Consider the following 17,319-nt stretch of genomic DNA (forward strand, 5'->3'; position numbering starts at 1 on the left):
CGCCTGGCCTCCGGAGCGTCAGGCCCCCCCACGCACCGTGGGCGCCGCGATCGTGGCGAGGCCCCCGTCGAGATGGAACGCCTTCACCAGGCCGCCGGTGAATTCCGGGACGGCGGTCCAGCGCAGATGGATGGCGTCGAAGAAGTCCCCGGCGGCGAGCGACGGCGCGGCGTTGCTGTCCCAGTACTCGGCCCCGCTCCCCGCCAGGGCGGTGGTGATGGCGCCGCTGAGTCGCCCCAGATACTCGCCCTTGGGGTCGTTCAGCCGCCGCCACTCTGGGTGCAGCGGCGTCGACACCACCATGAAGCGGCGCCCCTGCTGCCGCAGCGCCTCGCCCAGCCGCGACAGAGCCTCGAGGCAGGCGGGGTCCGCATCCGCGACCTTGCCGTAAAGCAGGCTACCCCGGACGCCTTCGCCGCCGAGCGGGCCGCTGCCGTATCTGTCGAAGACTAATGGATCGATCCTGTCCGCGCCCGAGCGCTTGTCGGCGATGGACACGGCATTGCGGACCAGCGAGGCCAGCGAGAAGTACCGGGTGTAGTACTGCCAGGGGCTGGCCCCGCCGAAGACGTAGTCGTCCACGTCGTGGCGGTCGAAGAAGGCGGTCGAGGAGGCCGGGCAGGCGTCGAAATCCTGCGGCGAGGCGATGAGGACCACATCGCGCACCGTGCCGAAGTGCTCCAGCAGCCATTCCGTCGCGTACCCGGTCTGGTTGATGGTGCGACCGCACATGCCGGCATTGAAGGGCACCGTCCCGGGCGAGGCGTGGGTCACGGTGTCGCCGTCGAAGTGGCGCCACGCCACCGACGAGCCGACGACCAGCATGGTGGGCGCCGCCGGGCGCTCTAGGCGCATCGAGGCGAATTTCTCGTCGATGCAGAGCGCGTTGGTGAAGGCCGGCGGCGGCAGGTTGCCGGTCGCCGACAGGCTGAACAGCACACCGTGAAAGAGAGCGAACATGCCGGCGATGGTGCCGAGAAGCGTGGCCAGATAGCCCGGCCACGACGGCGCGGCAGCCGTGCCCGCCACGGTTTCGTACGGCGTCTGCGGTGGCTTACGCATCGGCGGAGCCCTCATCATGGGCTGCGCCGACAGGCGGGGCGGTCCTCGCGGATGCGGCGCCACGGCCGGAGGCGAAGCATGGGCCGCGGCAAGCCTGCGGCGGGATCGGGAATACGGACATCGGGACGAACTCCATGCGGCTCACCGCGTGCGGGCACACGGCCAGGTCGAGCGACGGGAGGGGGGAAGCGCAGCCATCCATCCCGCGAAGCGCGGGACATATGCCGGCCCTGGCCGCAAGCGGCACCTCAGGGCGACAGGGGATCGGGGGCTATGGCGGCGCGGATGTCATGTGAAGGTCAGGCTAGGCGAGCGGCCTTTAGGTGCATAATCACAACCTTGAAGGCGGCCCGCTCCGGGTCACGGGCGCGTTAGCCTGAGGCTGGCCGCCAGGTTGCCATGCGGCGCAATCCGCGGTTAGTTTGGGTTCACTCGATCGGACCCGGTGCAATTCCGGGTGGCTCTTCCGGCCGCTGATCCGCCGGACAACGCATATGACATCCTGGAACGGCTCGGTGACCATCACGCGGGCCGCTCATGTCCGGTGCGGACCCTTGATCCCATGACATCCATGCATGCCTCGCCCCGCGGGTGGTTTGGCAACCTGCGCGGCGACCTCCTCTCCGGCCTCGTGGTAGCCCTCGCCCTGATCCCCGAGGCGATCGGCTTCTCGGTCATCGCCGGCGTCGACCCGAAGGTCGGCCTCTACGCCTCCGTGGTCATCGCCTGCGTCATCGCCTTCGCGGGCGGGCGGCCGGGGATGATCTCCGCCGCGACGGCCGCGACCGCCGTGCTGATGACCGGCCTCGTGCGTGACCACGGCGTGCAGTACCTGTTCGCCGCGACCATCCTCATGGGCGTCTTCCAGATCCTGGCCGGCCTCCTCAAGCTGGGGCGGCTGATGCGCTTCGTGTCGCAATCCGTCATGACGGGCTTCGTCAACGCGCTGGCGATCCTGATCTTCCTGGCCCAGCTTCCCGAGCTGGTGAACGTGCCGACGACGACCTACGGGCTCATCGCGCTCGGCCTCGTGGTCATCTATGGCCTGCCGCGCCTCACCCGTGCCGTTCCCTCGCCGCTGGTCGCCATCGCGATCCTCACCACCGTGACCGCCGTGTTCCACCTCGAGCTGCGAACAGTCGCCGATCTCGGCCAGCTGCCCTCGGCGCTGCCCTCCTTCGGCCTGCCCGAGGTGCCGTTGACGCTCGAGACGCTGCGCATCCTCCTGCCGGTCTCGCTGACGCTCGCCGCGGTCGGCCTGCTGGAGTCGCTGCTCACCGCGCAGATCGTCGACGACATGACCGATACGCCGAGCGACAAGAACCGCGAATGCATGGGCCAGGGCGTCGCCAACATGGCCTCCGCCGTCTTCGGCGGCATGGGGGGCTGCGCGATGATCGGCCAATCGGTCATCAACGTCTCCTCCGGCGGCCGCGGCCGGCTATCGACCCTCACCGCCGGAGTGTTCCTGCTGGTGCTGCTGGTCGTCCTGCAGGACCTGCTCGCCATCGTGCCGGTCGCCGCGCTGACCGCGGTGATGATCATGGTCTCGATCAACACCTTTTCCTGGGCATCCCTCGCACGGCTGCGCACCAACCCGCTGCCCTCCTCGGTGGTGATGCTGGCGACGGTCGCGACGGTCGTCGCCACGGCCGACCTCGCCAAGGGCGTCCTGGTCGGGGTGCTGCTCTCGGGCGTCTTCTTCGCCGGCAAGGTGTCCCGCCTGAGCCGCGTCACCTCGGAACTCTCGCCCGACGGCACGGTCCGGACCTACCGGGTGGAAGGCCAGGTCTTCTTCGCCTCCGCCGGCACATTCTTCGACTCGATCGACCTGCTGGAGCCGGTGGAGCAGATCGTCATCGATGTCAGCAACGCCCATTTCTGGGACATATCGGCGGTCGGCGCGCTGGACCGCGTCGTGCTCAAGGGCCGGCGGTACGGGCATGCGGTGCAGGTGATCGGCCTGAACGAGGCGAGCGCCACCATGGTCGAGCGCTTCGCCGTCCATAAGCGGGGCGCGGTCCACGCCCCTCACTCCTAAGGCACAACCGAAGGGGCGGCCCGGATCATTCCGCGCTGGAACCCCGCCACCGGCCCTGCTATAGGAATTCAGTCACCTTCCGCTCATCCAGCTTTTTGTCCGAAACTTACCGCTTTGATTTCGCTGGCCTTACGCCGCCAGCCAACTTTCCGCCTCTCCAACATGGGCCGCGCCGGGTTTGCCGCCCACCGTCGTCCGCTCCAGCGCTCGGCGACGAACAGGTCGCGGCATGCAAGGTGCGGCGATTGTCCCACACCACCAGGTCGCCTGCCCTCCATTCGTGAGCGTAGACGAAGCGCGGCTGCGTCAGATGCGTCATCAGCGCCCCCACCGGCCCATCGAAGCACGCCAGGCCACCGAACCCGGCCATGGGCCATGCGGCACCTGATGCGGCCCGCCATCGCTTTCTCGCAGGGCAGGCGGGAGGCTTATCGGGGCGATTCGGCCAGGTCCAGGCTGCCTCCGAAGGGCAGGGTGCCGAAGGCCTCCGCCGCCACCCCCGCCGCCGCTCGGGCCTCGGCGAGCCAGGCCTCCGGCCCCTCGATCGCCTCGTCGGTCAGCCCGGCGAAGGTGCCGAAATGCATCCCGACGCTCCGCCGCGCCCCGAGCGCCAGATGCGCCCTGACGGCCTCGCCCGGATCCATATGCTGGGTCCGCATGAAGAAGCGCGGCTCATAGGCCCCGATCGGGATCAGCGCGAGGTCGATCCTCGGAAACCGCGCCGCGATCTCCGCGAAATGCGGGCACCACCCACTGTCGCCCGCGAAGTAGACCACCGCCCCCTCGGCCTCGATGACGAAGCCGCCCCACAGGCTGCGATTGCGGTCGAACAGCGTGCGCGCGGAGAAATGCTGCGCCGGCACATAGGTCACCCGCAGCCCCGCCACCTCGACCGACTGCCACCAGTCCAGCTCGGACGTGCCACGGATGCCCGCCTTCGCCAGGTGCCGCGCATTCTCGAGCCCGGTGACTGACGGCGGCCCCCAGCGCCGCCGCACCCGCCGCAAGGTCGGCAGGTCGAGATGGTCGTAGTGGTTATGGCTGACCAGCAGCAGGTCGCACCCGGGCAGCGCCTCCAGCGCCTGCCCCGGCGCCCGCACGCGCTTCGGCCCGGCGAAGGCGAGGGGGCTCGCCCGCATCGACCAGACCGGGTCCACCAGCACGCAGCGCCCGCCGAGCTGGATGAGGAAGGACGCATGCCCGATGAAGGTCACGCCGATCCGCCCCTCCGGCAGCCGTGGCGGCGGGCGCTGCGGCGCATCCTCGATCCAGCGCGGCCATGGCACCGGTGTGCTCTCGCGCCGCCAGCGGAGGACGTCGCGGAAGCTCTTCACCGTCCGGTCATGGACGTTGTGGAAGCCCCGTCCGTCCCAGTGGTCGGACGGGGCTATTTGCAATCGAGAACCCGGAGGTCATAGACCGGGTGCTCCAGCATGCTGACGCCCGGCGCATTGGCGAACATCCAGCCGCGGAACACCTCCTGGAAGCCGGCCGCCCGGCGACTGTCGCTTACCTCGAGGAAGGCGGCTGCATCCGGCACCTCGTCGGGCGGGCGGGCATTGCAGGCGGCGACCCTGATGGTGAGCGTCCCGAACTGCGTCGCCTGCCCGACCGGCGCACGCAGCACGGAGACGCGGGCCGTCACCTTGTCGAGGAGCTGAAGCTCGGCCTGCTGCTTCGGCAGCCAGTCCTGCGACTGCGCCCAGGCGGCGACGGGCAGCGCCAAGGCGAGGGCAAGAAGCCGCATCATTGCTTCCGCTTCGGGCTCGGCAGCGCTTCGACCATCTCAGCCAGCATCCGCCGCAGCGCCGCCTCGTCGACGCCCATCAGCACGGCGTCCTCGAAGGCGTCGCGCATCACCTGGGCGAGCTCGGCATGGTTCTCGGCAAGGACCTTCAGCTTCTCCCGGCAGGAGATCGGGCTGCCATCCGCCCCCGGCCAGGTCTCGGGCGGGGCGAGGCTCATCGGGGTGCGGGAGCGGTCGTCCCGCCCTGGGGCTGACCGCCGCCCTGGCTTTCCTGGTTCTGGCTGTTCATCTGCGTTACCGAGAAGATGAAGCGCCCGAGCAGCGATTCCAGGCTGACCGAGCCTTGCGTCTCGGTGATGCGCGACCCATCGGCGAGCAGCTTCTCGCTTCCCCCCGGCACCAGCGAGACATACTTGCCCCCCAGCAGCCCCTCGGAGGTGATCTCGGCCGAGGTGTCGTCCGGCAGGCGGAGGCTGCGGTCCACCCGCATGGTCAGCACCGCGCCGAAGCTCTGCGGGTCGATCCGGCTGTCGGTCACGCTGCCGACCTTGACGCCGGCGATGCGCACATCGGCCCCGTTGGACAGGCCGTCGATCTTGTCGAAGCGGGCCGTCAGCGACATGCCATCGGCATTGGCGCTGCCCCGGCCACTATGCAGCACCGCATAGGCAAGGAAGACCACCGCGATCACGAGCACGATGCCGCCGGTGGCGACCTCGGCGAGGCTGCGTCCCTTCATGCCTTACGAACCCGGCGTCCAGGCTTCGTAGTCGCCGGTGGTGGCGGGGCGGGCGCCGCCGACATAGTCGTGCCCGGCGGGCCGGTAGGAATGCGCCGTGCCGGTGAGGTTCGGCAGATGCTCCTTCTGCCACGGGTAGCGCTTCACCTCGGGTAGCGGCGCCTCGGTAATATGGTGCAGCCAGGCATGCCATTCGGGTGGCACCACGGTCGGATCGCCGCCCTTGGCGAAGATCGCCCAGCGCCGGGTCCGGTTGTAGATGGGCTGCTTCGACTTGCTCTCGAAATACACATTGCCGAAGCGGTCGGTCCCGACCTTGCGGCCGAAGAGAGCGGATTGGAGGCGCAGCAGGACAGGCATGGGGCCGGGAAAGCTCCTGGGGGGATGGCCGCCCTGCACATAGGGGCGGGATCGCGGCCGGACAATCGCATAAGCCATGATGCGGCGCAAAGGCGGGCGGCCCGGCACAACTATCCACAGGATGTTGCGTCTCCAGGGCCGATTCACCACCAGATACGGCTTCCCGCCCGGCGCGGGGCGCCCTAGCATCACGCCATGGCACTGATCACCGGAACCCTGTGGGAAGACGTCGCCCTGCGCCGGACCCGCGCCGCGGCCGACCCCGATGCGCCCCCGCGCGCCGTCGCCCTGCCGCTCGGCTGGGATGCCGAGGCCGCTGCGGCACTGGCCGCCCTCGCGCCGGGGCAGGGGCCGGTCACCCTGCCGCGCCTGGCCGAGGGCTGGATCGGTCGTGTCACCCGCGCCGGGCGGAAATCCGGGCTGTTCGACGCCACCGGCGCCGCGCGCCTCTCCGAAGGGCTGCGCGCCCTGTTGCTGACCCGGCGCGGAGCACCCGGCGCCGAGGTGTGGCGCGGGGAGGGGAGCAAGGCCGAGCCGCGCTTCGTCCTCAACCTGCCGGCCTTCCTCGAGCCCGGCGGCGGCTTCGACCTCGAGGGCTATGCCGAGGCCTGCGCCCTTGCCATTCGGGCTCTGGACGCGCTTGGCGGAGCGAAGGCCAGCCGGCTGCGACTCGGCTTCGCCGACCTCGCCGGGCTGCTGGCCGCGCTCGGCCTCGCCTATGACAGCCCCGAGGCCCGGGCCACCGCCGCCGCCATCGCGGCGCTGACCCGAGGCGCGGCAGAGGCCGAGTCGGGCCGCATTGCGGCGAAGCTCGGGGCGCGCGAGCCGGTCGCCCTGCTCTGGCCCGCCCCGCCCGCCGAGACGTCGGTGCCCGGCCTTGCCGCCGCCGCCCGCGCCGCGCTCGATGCTGCCGCGACCTCGCCAGGCCTCCGCCACCAGGGGCTGCTGGCCCTCGCCCTGCCCGATGCGGTGGAAGCGCTGCTCGGCGCCGAGACGGGCGGCATCGCCCCCGCCGCCGGCTCCACCCGTGCCGTGCTGACCGATGCTGGCGAGGTGGCCGAGGTGCCGACCCGCGCCGCCCACATCGTCACCCGTGACCATGCCGCTCGCGCCGGTGCCCTGCTCGCCTCAGTTCCCGAGCGCGCCCGGGCGGCGATGCGCGAGGCCGTCGCCCAATTCCTCCACGCCGCCCCACCGGCCCCCGTCGCGCTGCCCGCACCCGCCCAGCCGGTGCCGAAGCCGCAGCCCATGCTCCGCCGCCATGCCGGGACGACACTCCACGTCACCGTCGGCGGCCACAAGGTCGCGCTGCGTACGGCGGAGGATGCCTCGGGCAAGCTGCTCGAGATCGCCTTCACCCTCTCCAAGGAAGGCGCCGCCTATCGCAGCCTGATGGACGGCTTCGCCCAATCCGTCTCGCTCGGCCTCCAGGCCGGCGTGCCGCTCGCCGATTACGTCGAAGCCTTCGCCTATACCCGCTTCGGCCCGGCCGGGCTGGTCGAGGGCGACCCCGCCATCCCGCGCGCGACCTCGGTGCTCGACTGGGCCTTCCGCCGCCTCGCCCTAGACTATCTCGACCGGCGCGACCTGCCGCAGCCCTCCGAGGAGGATTGCCTGCCCGACACGCCCGGCACCGCCGCGCAACAGGCGCCGCTACTGCCGCTCGACCTGCCGCCGCAGCCGGCGCCGGGGCGCGAGGCCGCCGCCGCCAGCCCGCGCGGGCGGCGGCGCACCCTCAGGCTCGTAGGATAAGGAGAGCACCATGGCCGGACGCATCGAGGCCCGCCTCGCCGAACTCGGCATCGCCCTGCCAACCCCGGCGGCGCCGATCGCCAATTACGTGCCCTTCAACATCAGCGGCAACCTCGTCATCGTCTCCGGCCAGATCCCGCTGAAGGACGGCAAGATCGCCATCACCGGCAAGGTCGGCGCCCGGGTCTCGATGGAGGAGGGCGTCGCTGCTGCCCGGCTCTGCTTCGTCAACCTGATGGCGCAGGTGAAGGCCGCGGTCGGCGATCTCGACCGGGTGACGCGCGTCATCCGCCTCGGCGGCTTCATCGCGGCCGGGCCGGACTTTACCCAGCATGCGGTGGTGATGAACGGCGCCTCCGACTTTGCCGTCGAGGTCTTCGGCGATGCCGGGCGGCATGCACGGACCACCATCGGCGTGCCTTCCCTGCCGGGCGATGCGGCGGTCGAGGTCGAGGGGATGTTCGAGTTGGCTTGACGAGGGACGCGCTGCGTCGCCTCCTGCCCGCCAAAGGCAGGAGACGCGCATGAGCCAGACCACGCCGAAGCCCCGCTACCGGGGCGTCTTCCCCGTCGTGCCGACCATCTTCGACGCGAGCGGCGCCCTCGACATCGAAGGCCAGAAGCGCTGCCTCGACTTCATGATCGAGGCAGGCTCCGAGGGCCTTGCCATCCTCGCCAATTTTTCCGAGCAGTTCCTCCTCGCCGATGAGGAGCGGGAGCGCCTGACGCCGCTCATGATCGAGCATGTCGCCGGCCGCGTGCCGGTGATCGTGACGACGACGCATACCTCGCCACGCATCTGCGCCGAGCGCTCCCGCCGGGCGCAGGAGGCGGGGGCGGCCATGGTGATGGTGATGCCGCCCTATCACGGCGCCAGCATCCGCTTCCCCGAGGCTGCGATCCACGCCTTCTACCAGACCGTCTCCGATGCGATCGACATCCCGATCATGATCCAGGATGCGCCGGTTGCCGGCACCCAGCTCTCGGCGCCCTTCCTAGCCCGCATGGCGCGGGAGATCGAGCATGTCGCCTATTTCAAGATCGAGGTGCCTTTCGCCGCGGCCAAGCTGCGCGAGCTCATCGCCCTCGGCGGCGAGGCGATCGAGGGTCCCTGGGACGGCGAGGAGGCCATCACCCTCATGGCCGACCTGGAGGCGGGGGCCACCGGCTCCATGACCGGCGGCGGCTACCCGGACGGCATCCGCCAGGTCACCGATGCCTGGTTTGCCGGCCGCCGTGACGAGGCGATGGCCGCCTATCAGCGCTGGCTGCCGCTCATCAATTACGAGAACCGGCAATGCGGCCTGCTGGCCGCCAAGGCGCTGATGAAGGAGGGCGGCATCATCGCCTGCGACGCCCCGCGCGCGCCGCTCGCCCCGCTGCACCCGGCAACAAGGGCCGGGCTGATCGAACTCGCCCGCCGCTGCGACGCGATGGCGCTGCGCTGGGGCAAGTAGCGGGCAGGGGGCCTTGCCCTCGCGCTGCGGCGCAGCACATGCTCCCGGCAATGCCCTCCACCAACCTGACCCTCAGCCTCCACCGCGCGATCGCCGAAGTGCCGGCCGCGGAGTGGGATGCCTGCGCCGGCGGGGGCAACCCCTTCGTCAGCCATGCCTTCCTTGCCGCGCTGGAGGAGAGCGGCAGCGCCACTGCCCGCACCGGCTGGCTGCCGCAGCACGCCGCGCTGCGCGACCCCGAGGGGCGGCTCCTGGCCTGCGCCCCCTGCTACGCCAAGAGCCACAGCCAGGGTGAGTACGTCTTTGACTATGGCTGGGCCGATGCCTTCGAACGGGCAGGGGGGCAGTACTACCCGAAGCTCCAGGTCTGCGCGCCCTTCAGCCCCGTCCCCGGCCCGCGGCTGCTGATCCACCCGGAGGCGGGCATCGGCCCCGTCGCCATGGCGCAGGGCCTCTCCCAGGCCTGCGAGGATCTCGGCCTCTCCTCCGCCCATGTCACCTTCTGCGAAGGCGCGGAGTGGGAGGCGCTGGGCGAGGCCGGCTGGCTGCAACGGCTGGGAACGCAGTTCCACTGGCACAACAAGGGCTATGCCAGCTTCGAGGATTTCCTCGGCGCCCTCGCGTCGCGCAAGCGCAAGGCGATCCGGCGCGAGCGGCGCGATGCCGCGGCCTCTGGCTTCGTGCTGAAGACGCTGCGCGGCCACGAGATCACGCCGAAGCACTGGCGCGCCTTCCACCGCTTCTACCGCAGCACCACCGACCGCAAATGGGGCCGCAGCGCCTATCTCACCCAGCGCTTCTGGCCGCTCCTGGGCGAGGCGCTCGGCGATGCCGTGGTGCTGATGGTCGCCGAGCAGGAGGGCGAGCCCGTGGCCGGCGCGCTGAACCTGCTGGGGCGGGAGGCGCTCTACGGCCGCAACTGGGGAAGCCTGGTCGATGCGCCCTTCCTGCATTTCGAGCTCTGCTACTACCGGGCGATCGACTTCGCCATCGAGCACGGCCTGCCGCGCGTCGAGGCCGGCGCCCAGGGCGAGCACAAGATCCAGCGCGGCTACCTGCCGACGCCGACCTATAGTGGCCACTGGATCGCCCATACCGGCCTGCGCCGCGCCGTCGGCGACTTCTTGGAGCGCGAGCGCCCGGCCATGCTGCGCGAGATGGAAGCCCTCGCCACCCTCTCCCCCTTCCGGAAGGATGGCGAGGGCGAGTAGCCCACGTGGCGCGGTTGCTGCGGTGCGGCATTGCCCTGATGTAATGCCCCTGTTATCCTGAGAATGCTTCTCATTGGCGGGTGGCTCGGCTCCTGTCTCGGTGACGCTGCGGCCGCTATCGAGGGTGTCGCCGATGCCAGCTACAGGACGATGACGACCAGCGGATCGCCCTTCGTCGCCTTAGCCGCGGACCAACCTCCCGTCCGTCAGTATGATTTCTAGGGACTTCGCCATGCGCCGCATCCTCACCCTGCTGCACCGTTGGGTCGGCCTCTGCATCGCCGCCTTTCTCTTCGTCGCCGGCCTGACCGGCGCGGTGATCTCCTGGGACCATGAACTCGACGAATGGCTCAACCCGCATCTGACCGAGGCGCGCGCGCCGGGGCCGGCCCTGCCCGCCCTCGACCTCGCCCGGCAGGTGGAGGCGCGCGACCCGCGGGTCGCGGCGATCCATGTCCCGCTGGCGGCGGAGCCGGGCCATTCCCTCTCGCTCTTCGTCCTGCCGCGGGTTGACCCGGCGACGGGGCGGCTGTTCGAGCCGGGCTACAACCAGATCTTCCTCGACCCGGCGACGGGGGAGGAGCTCGGCCGGCGGCAATGGGGCCAGGCCTGGCCGATCACCAGCGAGACGCTGATCTCCTTCCTCTATAAGCTGCACTACAGCCTCCACATCCCGGAGATCTGGGGGATCGACCGCTGGGGCATCTGGCTGATGGGCGGCATTGCCATCGCCTGGACGCTCGACTGCTTCGTTGGCCTCCTGCTGACCCTGCCGGGCCGGCGAGCCACGGGCGGGCGCGGCTTCCTCGCCCGCTGGGCGCCGGCCTGGAAGGTGAAGGCGGGCGGCAGCGCCTACCGCACCACCTTCGACATCCATCGCGCCTTCAGCCTCTGGACCTGGGCCTTGCTGCTGGTCTTGGCCTTCACCGCCTTCTCGCTGAACCTCTACCGCGAGGTCTTCCTGCCGGTGATGTCGCAGGTCTCGACCCTGTCGCCGACGCCCTTCTCCGAGCGCAGCCCGGCCGCGCTGCACGCGCCGGTCGCGCCCCGCCTGACCCGGGAGGAGGCCGTGGCGATCGGCGCGGCCGAGGCGGAGCGGCGCGGCTGGGCGGAGCCGCCGGGCTCGGTCTCCTACGCCCTGCAATACGGCGTCTACACGCTGCGCTTCTTCCAGCCGGGCGACGACCATGGCGCGGCCGGCGTCGGGCCGGCAGCGATCTACCTGGACGGACAGGACGGACGCGTCCTCGGGGAGCTCAAGCCCTGGCATGGCACCGCCGCGGACATCTTCGTCCAGGCGCAGTTCCCGGTGCATTCGGGCCGCATCCTCGGCGTGCCGGGGCGCATCATCATTTCGGTGATGGGGCTGGTCGTAGCGGTGCTGAGCGTGACGGGCGTGGTCATCTGGTGGCGGAAGCAGGCAGCCCGCCGCGCTGTCGAACGGCGCCGCGCCCTGGCCGGGGCGGCGCCGCTGCCGGCCGAGTGATCAGGCCCGCTTCACGCCCCAGAAGGAGACGATCTCCGAGATCGGCTCGGTGATCGTCTTCCGCCAGGCGGTCGAGGCGAAGTACTGGCCGAGCGGCAGGTAGGGCGCCTCGTCGAGCACCACCTGCTGGATCTCGGCGGCGATCGACTGCTGGGCGGCGAGGTCGGGCGCGTCGAACCAGGAGAGGCGCAGCGCCTCCAGCTTCGGCACGTCCGGCCAGCCGAACCAGGCACCTTGCCCGTTCGCCCGCAGATAGGTCATGACGCCGGGGTTGATGCCGTCGATGCCGTTCCAGGTGGTGTGGAACATGCTCCATCCACCCTTCTCCGGCGGCTCCTTGCTGGAACGGCGCTGCACCAGCGTGCCCCAGTCGGAAACCCGGAAATCCACCTTCATGCCGAGGCGCTTCAGCAGGTCCTGCCCGACCTCGCCGAGCGCGGTCAGCGTCGGCTGGTCGCTCGGGCTCATCACCACCACCGTCTCGCCGTTGTAGCCGGCGTCCCGCAACTCCTTGCGGGACCGCTCGATGTCGCGCGGCCCGGTGATCGCCTCCATCCCCGCCTCGTTCGCCAGCGGCGTGCCGGGGGTGAAGACGCCGATGCCCGCCTTCCAGAGGGAGGGGTCGGCCCCCGCCGTCGCGGTCATGTAGTCGGCCTGCGACATGGCGCGGAGGATCGCGCGGCGCACCGCCGGCTTGTCGAAGGGCGGGTGCAGCGTGTTGAAGATGCCGGTGCCGAAGGTGCCGAGCGGGTTGCTCCGCTTCATCACCACGTCGCGGGAGCGGCGGAGCAACGGCAGCAGGTCGTTCGGCGGGTTCTCCCACCAGTCCACCTCGCCGTTCTGCAGGGCGGCGGCAGCCGTCGCCGGGTCCGGCATCACCGCCCATTCGACGCGGTCGAAGAAGACCTGCTTCGGCCCCGCGCCCCAGTCCGTGGTGCCGCCCTCGCGCGGCTTGTAGTCCGGGTTGCGCTCGTAGACGACGCGCGCGCCGACGATCCGCTCATCCGCCTTGAAGCGGAAGGGGCCGGAGCCGATCGTCTCGCGGATCTGCGTGTTGGCATCGACGCTGGCGATGCGCTCCGGCATGACGAAGAGGGCGGAGGGCCCGACCTTGGCCAGCGTCTCCAGCATCGGGCCGAAGCGCTTGTTGAGGCGGATGGTGAAGACCCGGTCCTCCGGCGCCGCCATCTCGGCAATGCGCGCCATCAGCGCCTGGCCGAGCGCATCCCGCTGCGCCCATCGCTTGATGGAGGCGATGCAGTCCCGCCCGCGCACCGGCTCGCCGTCATGGAAGCGCAGGCCCTCGCGCAGGGTGAAGCGCCAGAGCAGCCCGTCCTGCTCCACCACATGGCCCTCGACCATCTGCGGCTGCGGCCGCAGCTTGCTGTCGAGGCCGTAGAGCTGGTCGTAGATCATCATCGCGTGGTAGCGCGTGATGTAAGCGGTGGTGAAAACCGGGTCGAGCACGGTCAGGTCGGATTGCGGCACGAAGCGCAGCACGCGCGCGGCGCTGGGCTGCGCCAGCGCGGGGCCGGCCAGCCTGGCGGCGGCGATGGCGGCGGCCCCTGTGAGCAGGGTGCGTCTCAGCATAGGCGGTCTCTCCCAGCGGGAATGGAGGGAACCGGCGTCTCCGGCGCGGAGGCAAGCACCCCCCGATGCGGTGCGCAAGCACCATGCTATGAGCCGGAAGGGAAGGGGATGCCGCCGGTGCTGCTTGCCTATGCCCAGCTGGCCGGCGCGATGGCGCTGGTCGGTGCCAATGTCGGCGTCGCCAAGCTGCTGGCCGCGGCGCTGCCGATCCCCATGATCGCCTGCCTGCGCTGCCTCCTCGCCTGTCTGGTGCTCTGGCCGCTGGCGCGGTTGATGGAAGGGCGCGTCCGGGTCGGGCCGGCGGCGCTGCGCAACCTCGCCCTTCAGGCCCTCTTCGGCACCGTGCTCTACAATGCGGGGTTGCTGGCCGGCCTGCGGCTGACCACGGCGCTGGAGGGCGGCCTGGTGCTGGCGACGCTGCCGGCGGTGGTGGCGCTAGGCAGCGCGTTCTGGCTGCGCGAGCGCCTCTCGCCTCGGCAATGGGCGGCCGCCGGGCTGGCGGCCGGCGGCATGGCCGCCATCACCCTGGCCCGGCTCGGCGGCGGAGGCGGTGGCCATGCGCTCGGTAACCTGCTGGTCTTCGGTGGGGTGCTGGGCGAGGCGGCCTATGTGCTGCTCGCCAAGCGCATCGCCGGCTCCGTGCCGGTGGTGACGGCGAGCCTCTGGATGCAGGCCTTCAGCGCAGCGATGCTGCTGCCGCTCTCCCTGCCGGCGATCGGCGCCATGGCCGCGCTGGCCGAGCCACGCCTCGCCGGGCTGCTCGTCTTCCACAGCCTGACGGCGAGCGTCCTCTGCCTGCTGCTCTGGTATGCCGGGCTGCGGCAGGTGCCGGCGGGGGTGGCGGGTGTTTTCACCGCCTTCCTGCCCGCCAGTTCGTCCTTGGTGGCCGTCGCGGTGCTAGGGGAGCATTTCACCGCAGTGCATGGAGTCGGATTCGTGCTGATGGGGGCGAGCCTACTGTTGGCGACCTGGCCAAGGCGGGAGCGGAGATGAGGGCCTGGTTCGCCTGCACCGCCGCAGAGTTGCTTTCAGGCGACCCGGTCGACACGGTCGGGCGCCTGGCTTCTGCACAGCAGGCTCGCGGCTTCCCAGGCAGCCCCGAACAGGACCTGGCCTGGCATTCTCAGATCGCGGCACTTCGCGCGGCCCTTGCCAGCACCGCGGCGGCGGCCTGGACCGTTGCCCTCGAGTTCGACCTGCTGCGGCTTGAGAAACGTATCCGTGTTCGGGCAAACCCACGATGACAACCGGGCCTTCCTGACCGGCAATGTACCACTGGTTGCCGTGCTTCGGGAGGCTTTGTCGCGCGATGCCGTCCAGCGCAGGGTCTGCGATCGCCGGGAGGCCGAGCGGCGGGTGAAGCAGGCGCTCCAGAACGTCCATCGCTTCCTCGAGGATGGCGCGACCGACCCCGGCTACCTCCCGCCCGAACGCCTCATCGTGTTCGACGAGGCGCAACGCGCCTGGGACGAGGCCAAGGCAAAGCTTGGCACCCGCAACAGGCCATCCCGCCTGACCGCCAGCGAACCGGCGCATACGCTCGAGATCATGGGGCGCCGCGAGGGCTGGGCTGTCATCATCGCCCTCATCGGGAATGGACAGGAGATCAATACCGGCGAGGCCGGTCTCGGAGAGTGGGGCCGCGTTATCGCCGCCGATCCGCGCTGGCGAGCGGTGGCGGCCAATCGGGTGGTGGGGGCTGCGGAGCCGTCGCAGCGTTTGGCGGAAGCTGATGCGCGCTGGCTGACCTGCGACGACGACCTGGATCTGACGGTCCCGATGCGCTCCGTCCGCGACACGGCCGGCGCCGCCTGGGTGGACGCCGTGCTGCGGGATGAGTCCTCTGCGGCGCGGACCATCGCGGCCGAGGCACCGGACCTCGCCTACTTCGTCACCCGCGACATAACCGCTTGGCGGCGGGCACTCCGGCGTCTCGCCCGCGGGCAGCGCCGGGCCGGGTTGGTAGGAAGTTCCGGCGCCAAACGGTTGCGCGCCGAAGGGCTGGCGGCGGAGGTCGGGGGCGGCGACGTGCCCGACTGGTTCCTGCGGCGCTGGCCCGATATTCGTGCCTCCGACGCGCTGGAGACAGCTGCGACGGAGTATGCGTGCCAGGGCCTCGAACTGGATGTTGTCGGGCTTGCCTGGGGCGGGGACTTCCGCCGCTCGCCTGATGGGTGGCGCGCCTGGCGCTTCATTGGGCAGAACTGGCAGCGGGACCTGAAAGAGATCGAATTCGTCCGTAACACCTACCGCGTGCTTTTGACGCGGGCGCGCTACGAGACGGTGATCTGGGTGCCTCCCGGCTCCCAGCCTGATGACCTCTTTCACGACGTCACCCGCCCGGCATCGCAGATGGATGCCATCGCAGCCCATCTGCTTGCCTGCGGTGCCCGTGCCCTGGAGGACGAAGCCGCCATACCGACCGCAAGCTCCAGCCCGTTGCTTCCGTGAAGCGGCTATGATGCACACCACCCCCTTCGGAGCCCTCGGATGACCGGCACCACGATCGTCCTCATCGCCCTTCTCCTGCTTGCCATCGTCACCGCTGCCCGTGGCATCCGCACCGTCCCCCAGGGCCAAGTCTGGACGGTCGAGCGCTTCGGCGCCTTCACCCGCCTGCTGCAGCCGGGGCTGAATTTCCTCATCCCCTTCATCGACGCGGTCGGCCACAAGCTGAATGTCCAGGAAGTCGTCCTCGACATCCCCGAGCAGTCGGTCATCACCAAGGACAATGCGACGGTGGTGGTGGACGGCATCGTCTATTACCGGGTGATGGACCCCGCCAAGGCGGCGTACCAGGTGCAGAACCTGCAACAGGCGCTGAACGCGCTGGCGATGACCAACATCCGCGCCGTCATCGGCGAGATGGACCTCGACGCCACGCTCTCCTCCCGCGAGCGCATCAACTCCTCCCTGCTCGCCATCCTCGACGGCGCGACGGACCCCTGGGGCGTGAAGGTCAGCCGCGTCGAGCTGCGCAAGGTCGAGCCGCCGGAGAACCTCGTCCGCGCCATGAACCTGCAGATGACCGCCGAGCGCGAGCGCCGCGCCACGGTGATGAAGGCCGAGGGCGACCGGGCGGCTGCCATCCAGCGCGCCGAGGGCGAGAAGCAGGCCCTCGTCCTCCAGGCCGAGGGCCGCCAGCAGGCGGCGCTGCGCGATGCCGAGGCGCGCGAGCGCCTGGCTGAGGCGGAGGCCCGCGCGACCGAGATGGTCGCCGCCGCGGCCGCGGGGGCGGGCGGCGATGCGCTGCGCTACTTCATCGCCGACAAATACGTGAAGGCCTTCGAGGCACTGGCCGCCAACCCCGCCAGCAAGCTGGTGGTGGTGCCGATGGAGGCCTCCGCCATGGCCGGCGGCATCACCCAGGCGATGGAGCTGCTGCGCCAGAACTCGCCCCCGTCCGGGCCGACTGCAGGAGCCAGTCCGTGGAACCGGGGCTGATCTGGATTCTCGCCGGCCTGCTGCTGCTGCTGGCGGAGCTGGCGATTCCCGGCGTCTTCCTGGTCTGGATCGGCCTCGCCGCCCTCGGCACCGGCGCCCTGCAGCTCGTCGCCGTGCTCTCCTTCGGGATGGTGGTCGCAGTCTTCCTGCTGCTGCTCGGGGCCGGCATCTGGCTCTCGCTGCGGCTGCGCCGGGCATCGCCCCCGACGATGCTGAACACCCCCGGCTCCGGCCTGGTGGGGCGCAGCGGGACGCTGCTCCCCCTCGGCGAGGCGGAGGGCCCAGGGCTCCGCGTCCGCATCGGCGACTCGGAATGGCAGGCCCGCCTGCCGCTCGAGCTCAAGGCGCCCGATCGCCCGCTCCGCGTCCGGGTGGAGGCGGTGGAGGGCACCACGCTGATCGTGCGGCCGGAATAGGGGGAATGGCCTTG

Annotated in this window: 19 protein-coding genes and 1 other annotated feature; of the genes, 11 read left to right on the forward strand and 8 right to left on the reverse strand. The window is 70.6% G+C overall.

Translation table 11 applies throughout. The features are described 5' to 3' along the window. Positions 1 to 18 precede the first annotated feature (18 nt). A complete protein-coding gene (locus tag EP26_RS08610) occupies positions 19 to 1,062 on the reverse strand; it encodes a hypothetical protein (protein ID WP_052388965.1) in 1,044 nt (347 codons plus the stop codon). 435 nt (positions 1,063 to 1,497) lie between these two features. Next, positions 1,498 to 1,553: a sequence feature (sul1 is cis-regulatory element that is thought to sense ions involved in sulfur or methionine metabolism; They are found in Alphaproteobacteria), on the forward strand. A gap of 71 nt (positions 1,554 to 1,624) precedes the next feature. On the opposite strand from EP26_RS08610, the gene EP26_RS08615 reads away from it, so the two are divergent. Beyond that, entirely contained in the window at positions 1,625 to 3,103 is a 1,479-nt protein-coding gene (locus tag EP26_RS08615) for a SulP family inorganic anion transporter (RefSeq protein WP_043337818.1), read from the forward strand. Positions 3,104 to 3,209: 106 nt separating this feature from the next. Here the strand turns inward: EP26_RS08615 and EP26_RS38580 are convergent, their stop codons facing one another. Genes EP26_RS38580 through EP26_RS08640 form a run of 6 tightly spaced genes read right to left on the reverse strand, consistent with a single transcriptional unit; the run spans position 3,210 to position 5,949 of the window. After that, the gene (locus EP26_RS38580) at positions 3,210 to 3,473 is read right to left on the reverse strand and encodes a TauD/TfdA dioxygenase family protein (RefSeq protein ID WP_084112401.1); all 264 of its coding nucleotides are present in this window, start codon (positions 3,471 to 3,473) and stop codon (positions 3,210 to 3,212) included. A gap of 58 nt (positions 3,474 to 3,531) precedes the next feature. After that, positions 3,532 to 4,500: an MBL fold metallo-hydrolase gene (locus EP26_RS08620; RefSeq protein WP_043337819.1), complete on the reverse strand. Its 969-nt coding sequence runs from the start codon at positions 4,498 to 4,500 to the stop codon at positions 3,532 to 3,534. Then, positions 4,491 to 4,850, reverse strand: a complete 360-nt coding sequence (locus EP26_RS08625) for a DUF2155 domain-containing protein (protein ID WP_043337820.1) — start codon at positions 4,848 to 4,850, stop codon at positions 4,491 to 4,493. Before EP26_RS08625 ends, EP26_RS08620 begins: the two co-directional genes overlap by 10 nt. Next, entirely contained in the window at positions 4,850 to 5,068 is a 219-nt protein-coding gene (locus tag EP26_RS08630) for a hypothetical protein (protein WP_043337822.1), read from the reverse strand. Before EP26_RS08630 ends, EP26_RS08625 begins: the two co-directional genes overlap by 1 nt. Then, a complete protein-coding gene (gene mlaD / locus EP26_RS08635; protein WP_052388966.1) occupies positions 5,065 to 5,589 on the reverse strand; it encodes an outer membrane lipid asymmetry maintenance protein MlaD in 525 nt (174 codons plus the stop codon). The genes EP26_RS08630 and mlaD overlap by 4 nt, the downstream gene beginning before the upstream one ends. Positions 5,590 to 5,592: 3 nt before the next feature. Then, positions 5,593 to 5,949 carry an NADH:ubiquinone oxidoreductase subunit NDUFA12 gene (locus EP26_RS08640; protein WP_043337823.1) on the reverse strand — a complete coding sequence of 119 codons (357 nt, stop codon included), beginning with the start codon at positions 5,947 to 5,949 and terminating at the stop codon, positions 5,593 to 5,595. Between the two features lie 195 nt (positions 5,950 to 6,144). On the opposite strand from EP26_RS08640, the gene EP26_RS08645 reads away from it, so the two are divergent. From EP26_RS08645 to EP26_RS08665, 5 genes are all read left to right on the forward strand, one after another. After that, positions 6,145 to 7,701, forward strand: a complete 1,557-nt coding sequence (locus EP26_RS08645) for a TSCPD domain-containing protein (protein ID WP_052388967.1) — start codon at positions 6,145 to 6,147, stop codon at positions 7,699 to 7,701. A gap of 10 nt (positions 7,702 to 7,711) precedes the next feature. Beyond that, the gene (locus EP26_RS08650; RefSeq protein ID WP_043337824.1) at positions 7,712 to 8,176 is read left to right on the forward strand and encodes a RidA family protein; all 465 of its coding nucleotides are present in this window, start codon (positions 7,712 to 7,714) and stop codon (positions 8,174 to 8,176) included. Between the two features lie 49 nt (positions 8,177 to 8,225). Further along, entirely contained in the window at positions 8,226 to 9,158 is a 933-nt protein-coding gene (locus tag EP26_RS08655; RefSeq protein ID WP_043337825.1) for a dihydrodipicolinate synthase family protein, read from the forward strand. A gap of 38 nt (positions 9,159 to 9,196) precedes the next feature. Then, positions 9,197 to 10,369, forward strand: coding sequence for a GNAT family N-acetyltransferase (locus EP26_RS08660; RefSeq protein ID WP_408735094.1), 1,173 nt, complete (start codon positions 9,197 to 9,199; stop codon positions 10,367 to 10,369). A 232-nt stretch (positions 10,370 to 10,601) separates the two neighbouring features. Next, complete coding sequence (locus tag EP26_RS08665) at positions 10,602 to 11,855, forward strand: PepSY-associated TM helix domain-containing protein (RefSeq protein WP_043337826.1); 1,254 nt, start codon at positions 10,602 to 10,604, stop codon at positions 11,853 to 11,855. Here EP26_RS08665 and EP26_RS08670 read toward each other — a convergent pair whose 3' ends face one another. Continuing rightward, complete coding sequence (locus EP26_RS08670) at positions 11,856 to 13,445, reverse strand: ABC transporter substrate-binding protein (RefSeq protein WP_043337827.1); 1,590 nt, start codon at positions 13,443 to 13,445, stop codon at positions 11,856 to 11,858. A 108-nt stretch (positions 13,446 to 13,553) separates the two neighbouring features. On the opposite strand from EP26_RS08670, the gene EP26_RS08675 reads away from it, so the two are divergent. Genes EP26_RS08675 through EP26_RS08695 form a run of 5 tightly spaced genes read left to right on the forward strand, consistent with a single transcriptional unit; the run spans position 13,554 to position 17,305 of the window. Beyond that, a complete protein-coding gene (locus tag EP26_RS08675; RefSeq protein ID WP_245624331.1) occupies positions 13,554 to 14,438 on the forward strand; it encodes a DMT family transporter in 885 nt (294 codons plus the stop codon). Then, entirely contained in the window at positions 14,435 to 14,689 is a 255-nt protein-coding gene (locus tag EP26_RS37340) for a hypothetical protein (protein WP_043337828.1), read from the forward strand. Before EP26_RS08675 ends, EP26_RS37340 begins: the two co-directional genes overlap by 4 nt. Beyond that, positions 14,667 to 15,896 carry a DNA/RNA helicase domain-containing protein gene (locus tag EP26_RS08685; protein ID WP_052388968.1) on the forward strand — a complete coding sequence of 410 codons (1,230 nt, stop codon included), beginning with the start codon at positions 14,667 to 14,669 and terminating at the stop codon, positions 15,894 to 15,896. Before EP26_RS37340 ends, EP26_RS08685 begins: the two co-directional genes overlap by 23 nt. Positions 15,897 to 15,935: 39 nt before the next feature. Next, positions 15,936 to 16,889, forward strand: coding sequence for an SPFH domain-containing protein (locus EP26_RS38080; RefSeq protein ID WP_043337830.1), 954 nt, complete (start codon positions 15,936 to 15,938; stop codon positions 16,887 to 16,889). Then, on the forward strand, positions 16,874 to 17,305 hold the full coding sequence (locus tag EP26_RS08695; RefSeq protein WP_043337831.1) for an NfeD family protein: 432 nt from the start codon (positions 16,874 to 16,876) through the stop codon (positions 17,303 to 17,305). The genes EP26_RS38080 and EP26_RS08695 overlap by 16 nt, the downstream gene beginning before the upstream one ends. Positions 17,306 to 17,319 lie beyond the last annotated feature (14 nt).

It is taken from the genome of Belnapia moabensis DSM 16746 (assembly GCF_000745835.1).
Taxonomy (GTDB): domain Bacteria; phylum Pseudomonadota; class Alphaproteobacteria; order Acetobacterales; family Acetobacteraceae; genus Belnapia; species Belnapia moabensis.